Consider the following 9,970-nt stretch of genomic DNA (forward strand, 5'->3'; position numbering starts at 1 on the left):
CGCTCGCCTCACGGCTTGACCGCGATCTTCAGCACCCCGTCGCGCTGGTTCGCGAACAGGTCATAGGCGGCGACGATGTCGTCGAGCGCGTAGGTGTGCGTCACGAGGGCGCCGAAATCGGCGCGACCGGACGCGACGACGTTCATCAGCCGGCGCATCCGCTCCTTGCCGCCGGGGCACAGAGAAGTGACGATCTTGTTGTCGCCGAGGCCGGCGTGGAACGCGCCAAGCGGGATCGTCAGGTCGCTCGAATACACGCCCAGGCTCGACAGCGTGCCGCCCGGCTTGAGCACGCGCAGCGCCGATTCGAACGTCGATTGCAGGCCGAGCGCCTCGATCGCGGCATCCACGCCGCGCCCGCCGGTGATCCTGAGGATTTCGCTGACGATATCGACTTCGCGGAAGTTCAGCGTCACGTCGGCGCCCATGTTGCGCGAGATCCGCAGACGTTCGTCGACGCCGTCGACGGCAATGATCAGGCTCGCACCGCGCAGCTTCGCACCGGCGGTCGCGCACAGCCCGATCGGTCCCTGCGCGAACACTGCGACGATGTCGCCGATGCGGATGTTCGCGGCTTCGGCGCCGGCAAAGCCCGTCGACATGATGTCCGGGCACATCAGCACCTGCTCGTCGGTGAGGCCGTCCGGAACCGGGGCGAGGTTCGCCGTCGCGTCCGGCACGAGGACGTAGTCGGCCTGAGCGCCGTCGATCGTGTTGCCGAAACGCCAGCCGCCCATCGGCTTGTAGCCGTGGCCGACATGGCCGCCATCCTGCGACGGCACGCCGTCCTGGCAGCCGTAGGACGTGAAACTCGGGCAGATCGCGCCCGCGATCACGCGCTGCCCTTCGACGTAGCCCTGCACGTTGCTGCCGAGCCGTTCGATGACGCCGACCGGCTCGTGGCCGATCGTCAGCCCGGTTGCGACCGGATATTCACCCTTGAGGATATGGACATCGGTGCCGCAGATCGTCGTCGTCGTGATGCGCATCAGCGCGTCGTTCGGGCCGACCGCCGGAACCGGTTTTTCGACGAGCTCGATGCGACCCGGCGCTTTGAAGACGGCTGCTTTCATGATGGTCATGGCAATGCTCCGCTGAGGGATGAAACAATGACATCAGTCTATGCCCCGATGCGGGACCGCGCAAACGCGGCCGCCGTGACGCCGAACACGACGTGGGCAGCGGCCGTGATCCAGTCTCTCGCGACATCGAACCACGGAAACACGAGCGTGAAGCCGTACATGTTCACCACGAACAGCGCGAGGCCGAATACGCCGCCGGCGAGCAGCGCCCGGCGCGTGTCGAGCGCGGCGGCCAGTGGCGCCAGCACCACGCCGTAGACGATCGACAGGGCGAAATGCACGACGGTCGCGACGAGCATCACGACGACATCGAAAGTCGCCGGCGGCGGCAGTACGCCCGGGCCCATGACAATTGCCGCCGCGAGCCGCGCATCGCGAAAGAGAATGCCGGGCAGCGCCTCGGAGAAGAGCCACCACAACGCGAGCTGCGCCCCCGTCGCGACGACCCCGGCAACGATTCCGGCGATGGCGCCGCTCACGACGAGCCGCCTTGCGCGACCGCCACCCCGGGAAGAGCCTGTTCGCATTGCTGGATCTCCTGTTGCTCGGCGCGAAGGCTACTGCGAGGGCTGCTCCTCGGGGCGTCGTCCTCGTCAGGCCACAGTGGCGCGCTTCATGCAGGCGCGATAGCGCATGTGCACCCGCTCGGCAAACCACGCGGTCGTGAGCTTGCGCTGGATCTTCGGGCTCTTGAGCTCGATGCGCGGCATCGCTTCGCGCGGCACGCGGGCTCCGGCGGCCTGGTCGACCATCGCGAAGACGCGCAGGTAAAGCTGGGTACGCGCGAACGACTCGCGCTTTTCCTGCCGCAACGCGGCGAGGATTTCCGCGGAATCGAGTTTCAACCGTCCGGACAGCGCCATCACCGCCTTCTGCGTCGCGCTGGCCTCACCGCTCGGTTCCCCGTTTTCGTAACGCAACAGATCCCCGTCGAGGACCAGCTTGACGCCGGTCAGCCGCGCCACCGCCTGCTGGAAGGCCGCATTGCGGCTGCTGTAATGCCCGGCGTTGAAATCGGCGAAGCGAAACAGCGGGTCGTGATACGGCGCCGGGTAATCGAGCAGGTGGGCAATGCCGAAATAAAGTCCGCCCGGACGGGTGAATACCGCGTTGCGCAGCCCCTTGCCGGACCCCCCGCCGTATTCCGGGGCGGCCCGTGCATGCGCTTCGGCGAACGCAATGCTGACCTGCATCGGCCCGCCGGTGTGCACCGGGTTGTAGCCGCTCAGCAGCAACCGGCCGCCGGGCAGCTCGGCGATCATGTCGTCATAGAGCAGGCTCATCTCCCGCTCGGTGCGGAGCGTATCGAGCCGGCGCTTGTATGTCTGGCCGTCCGGCGACGGTTTCGCCAGCGCCGCCTCCAGCGCGAGCTTCGGGATATGGAAGCGCTGGCGACGCGCCTCGATTTCTCGCCATGCGATGCGCGACAGCCCCGGCACCACCGGGTCGGCGACAAAGCCCGATTCCTGTTCGATGACGGCAATCGCGGCACAGAAGTTTTCGGCGGTCGGCGCAAGGCGCAACGCGGCAAAAGCCGCGAAGATGTCCGCGGCCCAGCCGTCCCTGTCCCGCGTCACGCTCGGCGGCAGCAGCTCCAGCACCCGTGCGACGCCCTGCTGGCGGCCCGGGTAGCGCGGCGCCGAGATCGGGCCGACCGGCGCCGGCGGGAAAATCGCCTCCGGCGGCTCCGATGCCGGAGGTGCCGCGGGGCGCACGACGGGCGCAGGCGGCGGGAGGGCAGGCTCGCGAACGGTTTTCGGCAACCGGACCTCGACCGGGGCCGGCGCCTGGGCCTCGACCACCGGCTCGGAAATCGTGGTGCAGCCTGCGAGCAGCGCGCATGCGGCAAGTGCGAAACCTCTGATGTTCGCGATTCCCTGGGCTTTCCTCATCGTTCTCCTTGTTCGTCAGCGGGCGAAAGACGGATTTTTCATCCCGCCCCAACCCGGCATTATCGTGGCGCCATCGAGCACTGCGAAGCTGCCGGCGGCCTCGTGCCGGCTCGCCGGCGCGGCTGAAACGGCCCGCATCGTACCGCACGGCGCGATGCGCCGCTCGTCGTCACGGTCGGCCGGCAATTCTCGGGGCACCAACGGTACGCCCTCTCCCGGCTCGCCCGACAGGGATCTGCGGTGACACTCGTATCGATGCACCGGCCCGGACTGCGGCACAATACGCACGAATCCCCGGTCGATGCGACCTCGCCCCGCACGACGACGTGACCCCGACAAAGGAATCGAGCTCCCGATGCGGCTCCTGCACACTTCCGACTGGCATCTCGGCCAGTCCCTGCATGACTTCGACCGCACCTACGAGCATCAGCAATTCCTCGACTGGCTGCTGGTCCTGATCGCCACCGAGCGGCCCGATGTCCTGCTGATCGCCGGCGACGTCTTCGACAACGCGAATCCGTCGGCCGGCGCGCAGCACCAGTTGTACCGTTTCCTCACCGCCGCTCGCGAGCGCATGCCGCATCTGTCGATCGTCATCATCGCCGGCAATCACGACTCTCCGGGGCGGCTCGAGGCCACTTCGCCGTTTCTGGAGCTGTTCGACGCCGCCGTCGTCGGCCACGTCCATCGCCGTGCCGATCAGTCGATCGACGTCGAACGCCTGGTGGTGCCGCTGAGGAATCGCGAAGGGACTGTCGCCGCGTGGTGCCTCGCGATCCCGTTCCTGCGCCCGGGCGACGTGCCCCGCGTCGCCGGCGAAGGCGAGCACGACGCGTACCTCGCGGGCGTCGCCGAACTCTATCGCCAGGCACTCGCGGTGGCGCAATCGCGTCGCCAGCCGGGCCAGGCGATCGTCGCAATGGGCCATTGTCACATGGCCCACGGCAAGCTCTCGGAACTCTCGGAACGCCGCATCGTCATCGGCGGCGCCGAAGCACTGCCCGCTGGCATTTTCGACGCGGCGGTCGCCTACGTCGCGCTCGGGCACCTGCATCTGGCGCAACCGGTCGGCGGCCGCGACCACATCCGCTACAGCGGCAGCCCGTTGCCGATGTCGTTCGCCGAGCTCGACTATCCGCACCAAGTCGTGTGCGTCGAGCTCGACGGTGAAGCAGTCGCCGAAATTCGTCCGGTACGCGTGCCGCGCAGCGTCGAGCTGATCCGCGTGCCGAAGACCCATGCCTCGATCGACGAAGTCCTGCCCTTGCTCGAAGCGCTCGATCCGGGCGCGGCAGCCGAAAGTCCCGCCCACGCCCATCCCTACCTCGAAGTGCGCGTCCGGCTCGACGCCCCCGAGCCGGGGCTGCGCGCCCGCATCGAGGCAGCGCTTGCCGGCAAGCCGGTGCGGCTCGCGCGCATCGACCCGCTCAGTTCGCGCAGCGGCGATGCGCCCGCCAGTTCCGCGATGTCGCTAGGCGACCTCGAACGGCTCGCGCCCGAAACGGTGTTCGCGCGCTTGTGCGAACAGCGCCTCGGCGGCGATCCCGACGAGCGCGAAGTCCTGCTCGGCGCGCTCGCGGCGGCCTTCGCCGAACTCGCGATCGAGCCCGCCGAGAGGACTTCCGCATGAAGATCCTCGCGATCCGCGGCAGCAACCTCGCTTCGCTGGCCGGCGCGTTCGAAGTCGACTTCCAGGCCGAGCCGCTGGCCTCGACCGGACTTTTCGCGATCAGCGGTCCCACCGGCGCGGGCAAAAGCACGCTGCTCGACGCGTTGTGCCTCGCGCTTTTCGACGATACACCGCGCCTGCGCAACGCCGGCGGACGGGGCATTGAACTGCAGGGCAATCGCATCAAAATGCGGATGCCATTGTCGTTGACCCACTGAAAAAACCGTTAACAGTCAATGGATTACGCCGGGGCTGTTCACAGGATCTTGATTTGTGTAGTTTTCTGTCTTTTTGGGGTGACTCATGGAGACGGGAAATCGGGGAACTGGAAGCGAGAAGTTGTCGCTGGTGGAGGCGTTTTCTGGCCTTCCTGATCCGCGTGTGGCGGGACGGTCGAAACACGACTTGGTGGAGATACTGGTGATCACGGTCTGCGCCCTGGTGTGCGGGATCGACGACTTTGTCGGCGTTGAAGACTGGTCCAAGGAGCGCCTTGACTGGTTGCGGCGCTTCTTGAAGCTGGAGAACGGGATTCCGTCGCACGACACTATTGGCCGTCTGTTCGGGCTGCTGGACAAGAAAGCGCTGGAGGCAGGGTTCCGCCGCTGGGTCGGCGGCGTGCTGCCGGCGCTGGCCGAAGGCACGGTCGTGGCGATCGACGGCAAAGCGAGTCGGCGCAGTCGTCAGGCGGGCAAGCAGGCATTGCACATGGTCAGTGCGTTCGCCGCCGAGGCCGGATTGGTGTTGGGGCAGGAAGCCTGTGCCGAGAAGTCCAACGAACTGACCGCGATTCCCGTCCTGCTGGAAGCCCTGATGCTCAAGGGTGTCATCGTCACCATCGATGCCATGGGTACCCACGCCAACATCGCCCAATCGATTCGGGACAAGGAAGCCGATTACGTCCTGTCCGTGAAGGACAACCAGCCGACCCTGGCTGAATCGATCACGACCTTCTTCGAGATCGGCCAGTCCGAGGGCTGGAAAGCGACCAGGCACACCTACGTCGAGTCGGTCGAGAAGGATCACGGCCGTCTGGAAGTGCGCCGCTGCTGGGCCTTCGATCAACTGGCGTGTTTGGCCAATCCGCAGCAATGGCCGGACCTCATGATGTTCGGGGTGATTGAGGCAGAACGGACGATCAACGGCAAGACCAGCTGCGAGCGTCGCCTCTATATCGGCAGCATTGCCGCCGATGCCGCAACGCTGGCGAATGCGGTTCGCAGTCATTGGGGCATAGAAAATCGTGTTCATTGGTGCCTCGATGTCGCCTTGAACGACGACCAGATGCGTGCCCGCGTAAAGAACGCCGGCGCCAACCTCGCCATCATTCGTCGTCTTGTCCTCAATCTCTTTCGCCTCGACTCTTCTCGAAAAACCGGCATCCACACTCGACGCATCATCGCCGCCTCTTCCGACTCCTACCGCGAAACTATCTTGGGACTACAGGGGATTTGATGCGATTGCCCTGCATTGAACTGCCCGACGTCGGAACGGAGACAACCTTGCCGAACGACCGGCGCAACATCCTGCGCCGCGGTTGCGCCGAAGCGCAGGCGGAAGTCGACTTTCGCGGCAATGACGGCGTCGGCTACCGGGCCCGCTGGAGCGTGCGCCGGGCACGCAGCAAGGCGAACGGCAAGCTGCAGCAGTCCGAGATGTCGCTGTGTCGCATCGAGGATCTGCAGCCGGTTGGCGGGCGGTTGAAATCCGAGGTGCTGCCGGCCATTGCCGCGCGCATCGGCCTTTCGTTCGAGCAATTCACCCGCGCCGTGCTGCTCGCGCAGAACGAGTTCTTCACTTTTCTCAAGGCCGGCGAAGACGAGCGGGCGACGCTGCTGCAGACGCTCACCGCGACCGACCGCTTCGAAGTGCTGTCGCGGCGCGCCTACGAGCGCAACAAGCTGGAGCAGCAGAAGCTCGAAGCCTTGAAGGCGCAACTCGAGCACCAGCAGCCGCTTGCCGCGGAAGAACGCGCGCACATCAACGAGGCGCGGGCCGGCACGAAAGCCGCGCTCGCCGAGCAGGAATCGCTGGAAAAGCACCTGCAGACGCAGCTCCAGTGGCACCGCGAGCTCGACCTGGCGCGGGAGCGTGAAGCCGAGGCGCGCGCGATGCTCGACAGGGCGCTCGCGCAGCGCGAAGCGGCGAGCGCGCGGCGCGAACATCTCGCCCACGTCGAAGCGGTTCAGCCAGCCCGCGCAATGGTCACCGAGAGCGAGCGGCTGGCGCGCGAACACGGCAACGCCACTGCCCGCGCGGCGCAAGCCGAAGCGGCCGTCGAGGCCGCTGCCAGCCTCGTCGCGACAGCGAACACCAGCCGGATTGCCGCGGATGCTGCCCTTGCCGACGCCGAGGCGGTGCAGCAGCACTTCCACCCGCTGATCGCCCGTGCGCGGCAACTGGACACCGAAATCGCCGCGCTACGCCCGGAACATGCGAAGGCTGCACGCGCGCGCGAAGAAGCCGCGGCGGCGCTCGCCAAAGCGCGCAACGATGCCGACAGCAACGCCGCAGCGCGCAGCGCCCGGCTCACCCGGCTTGCAGCCGCCCAGGCGTGGCTCGCTGCCTCCGCGCCGCTCGCACCGCTGGCAGAGGGCTGGATCAAGTGGGATTCGCTACTTGAGCACGCGGCGATCGAACGCCGCGCTCGACTCGCCGCACGCGCAAAGCTGCAGCAGCTGACGCAACAGTCCCGCAGCGAGGCCGATGCGCTGAAGGCCGCCGTGATCACCCAGTCCGCCACCGCGCAGGAACTGGCGCGGCGGGAAACCGAAGTGGCCACGGCGACGAACGCGCTCGAATGCTTCGACGTCGCGACGCTCGCTGCGCGCCGGTCCGGGCTCGAGACGAAGCAGCAGGCCATCCAGTCCGCCGAGCGCACCTGGCGGGATTTGTGCGCTCTCCAGGCGCAGCGAAACGATCTGGCCAGTCAGTGCGAGGCGCAGCGCGAAGCCTTGGCAGCCAACCAGATGCGCGGCGCGGAACTCCGCGCCCTGCGGCCAGCCGCGGAAGCCGCTTTTGCGCAGGCCGACCAGGGCTGGAAAGTCGTGTTCGAGGCGACGCAGGCGAGCGTCGAAGCGTTGCGCGCGCAACTTCGGCCGGACGCGCCTTGCCCCGTGTGCGGCGGCGCAGACCACCCCTATGTCGCCCGCCACCCGGCTTTCGATGACGCGCTCAACCGGCTTGCAGGGGAACGCGAACGCTGTCAAAGCGTCCTGCACGAGCTGACAATCGAGGAACAGGCGCTCGCCAAGGACACCGCGGCGCGCGACAGGCAGCGGGCGGAAATCGCGCCCCGACTTGCGGCTCTCGATCAGCAGCAGGTGGTGCTGCACGACGCGTGGGGTGATGCACTGCGTGACCTCGGCGAGTTTTTCGCGCCAAGGCCGGCCGACGACGGCGCGACGATATCGGCGTGGCTCGCAGCGTGCAACACGGAACTTCGCCAGGCGGCGCAGAGCCTCGCCACCGACGAAGCCGCGTACCGCCACGCGCAGGAAAAACGCCAGGCGGCGCAGCAGGCACTCGACGACAGCCGCAAAGCGGAGCACTGCGCCCGCGAGGCCGTCACGCGGCTGCAATCGGCCGCAGACCGGACAGCCGCGGCCCTGCAATCCGGCGCCGAAATGCAGGCGCAGTGCGAAATCCGCCTCGAGGATCTGCTCGCCCAGCTGGACGCCGCACATCTTCAGCCGGCGGGCGACGAGCGGACCTGGCGCGCCGCGTGGGAAGCCGATCCCGCTGCCTACCACGCCGGCTGTCGACAGTCCGTCGCCGAGTGGAGCGCCCAACGGGACACCACGACGACGCTGCAGGCGGAGATCGCGAAGCTCGACACCGAAGCGGTCGGGATTGCGCGCCTCGTCGAACAGGCAAATCTGCGGCAACGACAGGCGGACGCGGCAGCGGATGACCTTCGCCGCGCGCTCGACGCAAAAGAGGCTGCCCGTCGCACGGTTTTCGCCAGCATGACCCTCGCGGCCCAATCCGGCCCGCCGATCCCGCTACCCGCTGACACCCTGACCGTTGCCGAAATCGAAGCTGCGCTGGATGGCGCGCTGGCTGCTGCCCGCCAGCGCCGGGACGCATGCGAACAGGCTGCAAAGGAGGCCGAACAGCAACTCGCCAGCTGCCAGTCAACCCTCGCCGAGCTGGCCCGGCAAGCGGCGACGATCGCGGAATCCGGCCGCTGCGCCGCCGCAACGCTCGACGAGTGGCTCGTGGCGTTCAACCGGCAGCAGAACCAGCCGGACGAGACCGCCAATCTCGACCTTACCGCCCTGCACTTCCTTCTGGCGCAGGACGCAGCATGGATCGCGACCGAGCGCGAAGCCTTGCAGCAACTCGAGGCGGCGGTCGCGAATGCGAATGGCGGCCTCGACAGGATGCGTGACCTGCGCGAAGCGCACGAGCGCGCCCGCCCAACCGCGGCGCTGCCGGACGTCGACACGCCGGACGCCCTGCACGCCGCGCTCGCTGCAACCGTCACTCGCATCGCCGCATTGCGGGACAAACTCGGTGAGCTCGAACTCGCCCTGCGCCGCGACGCCGAAGTGCGCGAGCATTCCGCGAAACTCGTCGAGGCGATCGAGGCGCAGACCCGGGCGGCCCGCATCTGGTGGCAGATGAACGAACTCATCGGCGCCGCCGACGGCAAGAAGTTCCGCAACTATGCGCAGCAGCTTACGCTGGACATCCTGCTCGCCTACGCCAACGCGCACCTCAAGGATCTCGCGCGCCGCTACCGGCTTGAGCGCGTACCGAACAGCCTGGGGCTCATGGTGGTCGACCAGGACATGGGCGACGAGCAACGCTCGGTCCATTCGCTTTCCGGGGGCGAATCGTTCCTGGTTTCCCTCGCGCTCGCGCTAGGCCTCGCATCCCTGTCCTCGCATCGCGTGCAGGTCGAGTCGCTGTTCATCGATGAAGGTTTCGGCAGCCTTGATTCCGACACCCTGCGGGTCGCAATCGATGCGCTCGACAGCCTGCAGTCCATGGGGCGCACGGTCGGCGTGATATCACACGTGCAGGAAATGACCGAGCGCATCGGCACGCGCATCCACGTCAAACGCCTCCCCGGCGGGCAGAGCCGGGTGGTCGTGACGAAGGGGTTCTGAAACTGGAGGCTGTCGAGACGCAGGCTGGACCGCGGTCGAAGCAGAGGCCCGAGGGCCTATGCCTTCTTTCCGCTCCGGGCGACGCGGCGCTTACGCCCGAGTGGGCGGGAGTGCGATTTTCAGCGTCTGCGCTCAACAAAGCAAAGAAGCCGCTTTCCGGGTGGGGAAAGCGGCTTTTCGGCGCAAGGGGTAGTCTGACGATGACCTACT

At 67.3% G+C, this 9,970-nt stretch carries 8 protein-coding genes; 5 read left to right on the forward strand and 3 right to left on the reverse strand.

The window, feature by feature from the left end:
* Positions 1-8: 8 nt before the first annotated feature.
* The 3 genes from GO606_RS04445 to GO606_RS04455 all read right to left on the reverse strand — a co-directional run bounded on the left by GO606_RS04445 (position 9) and on the right by GO606_RS04455 (position 2,974).
* On the reverse strand, positions 9-1,082 hold the full coding sequence (locus tag GO606_RS04445) for an NAD(P)-dependent alcohol dehydrogenase (protein WP_169118806.1): 1,074 nt from the start codon (positions 1,080-1,082) through the stop codon (positions 9-11).
* A 38-nt stretch (positions 1,083-1,120) separates the two neighbouring features.
* A complete protein-coding gene (locus GO606_RS04450) occupies positions 1,121-1,561 on the reverse strand; it encodes a sodium:proline symporter (RefSeq protein ID WP_246979352.1) in 441 nt (146 codons plus the stop codon).
* A 114-nt stretch (positions 1,562-1,675) separates the two neighbouring features.
* Complete coding sequence (locus GO606_RS04455) at positions 1,676-2,974, reverse strand: DUF1615 domain-containing protein (RefSeq protein ID WP_169118808.1); 1,299 nt, start codon at positions 2,972-2,974, stop codon at positions 1,676-1,678.
* Between GO606_RS04455 and GO606_RS04460 the strand changes: the two genes are divergently transcribed.
* From GO606_RS04460 to GO606_RS04480, 5 genes are all read left to right on the forward strand, one after another.
* Positions 2,946-3,218 carry a hypothetical protein gene (locus tag GO606_RS04460; RefSeq protein ID WP_169118809.1) on the forward strand — a complete coding sequence of 91 codons (273 nt, stop codon included), beginning with the start codon at positions 2,946-2,948 and terminating at the stop codon, positions 3,216-3,218. The two genes, GO606_RS04455 and GO606_RS04460, sit on opposite strands and share 29 nt — an antisense overlap.
* Before the next feature lie 111 nt (positions 3,219-3,329).
* Positions 3,330-4,604, forward strand: a complete 1,275-nt coding sequence (locus GO606_RS04465) for an exonuclease SbcCD subunit D C-terminal domain-containing protein (RefSeq protein WP_169118810.1) — start codon at positions 3,330-3,332, stop codon at positions 4,602-4,604.
* Complete coding sequence (locus GO606_RS04470; protein ID WP_211166648.1) at positions 4,601-4,861, forward strand: AAA family ATPase; 261 nt, start codon at positions 4,601-4,603, stop codon at positions 4,859-4,861. The genes GO606_RS04465 and GO606_RS04470 overlap by 4 nt, the downstream gene beginning before the upstream one ends.
* 85 nt (positions 4,862-4,946) lie before the next feature.
* Positions 4,947-6,098: an ISAs1 family transposase gene (locus tag GO606_RS04475; RefSeq protein WP_246979353.1), complete on the forward strand. Its 1,152-nt coding sequence runs from the start codon at positions 4,947-4,949 to the stop codon at positions 6,096-6,098.
* Positions 6,099-6,145: 47 nt separating this feature from the next.
* Positions 6,146-9,760 carry an SbcC/MukB-like Walker B domain-containing protein gene (locus tag GO606_RS04480; RefSeq protein ID WP_169120742.1) on the forward strand — a complete coding sequence of 1,205 codons (3,615 nt, stop codon included), beginning with the start codon at positions 6,146-6,148 and terminating at the stop codon, positions 9,758-9,760.
* Positions 9,761-9,970: the final 210 nt, after the last annotated feature.

This window comes from Aromatoleum anaerobium (assembly GCF_012910705.2).
Classification (GTDB): Bacteria; Pseudomonadota; Gammaproteobacteria; order Burkholderiales; family Rhodocyclaceae; genus Aromatoleum; species Aromatoleum anaerobium.

Coding starts and splice junctions, on each gene's coding strand:
- GO606_RS04460 (WP_169118809.1), top strand. CDS start 2,946: ATGTTCGCGATTCCCTGGGCTTTCCTCATCGTTCTCCTTGTTCGTCAG.
- GO606_RS04445 (WP_169118806.1), bottom strand. CDS start 1,082: ATGACCATCATGAAAGCAGCCGTCTTCAAAGCGCCGGGTCGCATCGAG.
- GO606_RS04455 (WP_169118808.1), bottom strand. CDS start 2,974: ATGAGGAAAGCCCAGGGAATCGCGAACATCAGAGGTTTCGCACTTGCC.
- GO606_RS04465 (WP_169118810.1), top strand. CDS start 3,330: ATGCGGCTCCTGCACACTTCCGACTGGCATCTCGGCCAGTCCCTGCAT.
- GO606_RS04470 (WP_211166648.1), top strand. CDS start 4,601: ATGAAGATCCTCGCGATCCGCGGCAGCAACCTCGCTTCGCTGGCCGGC.
- GO606_RS04475 (WP_246979353.1), top strand. CDS start 4,947: ATGGAGACGGGAAATCGGGGAACTGGAAGCGAGAAGTTGTCGCTGGTG.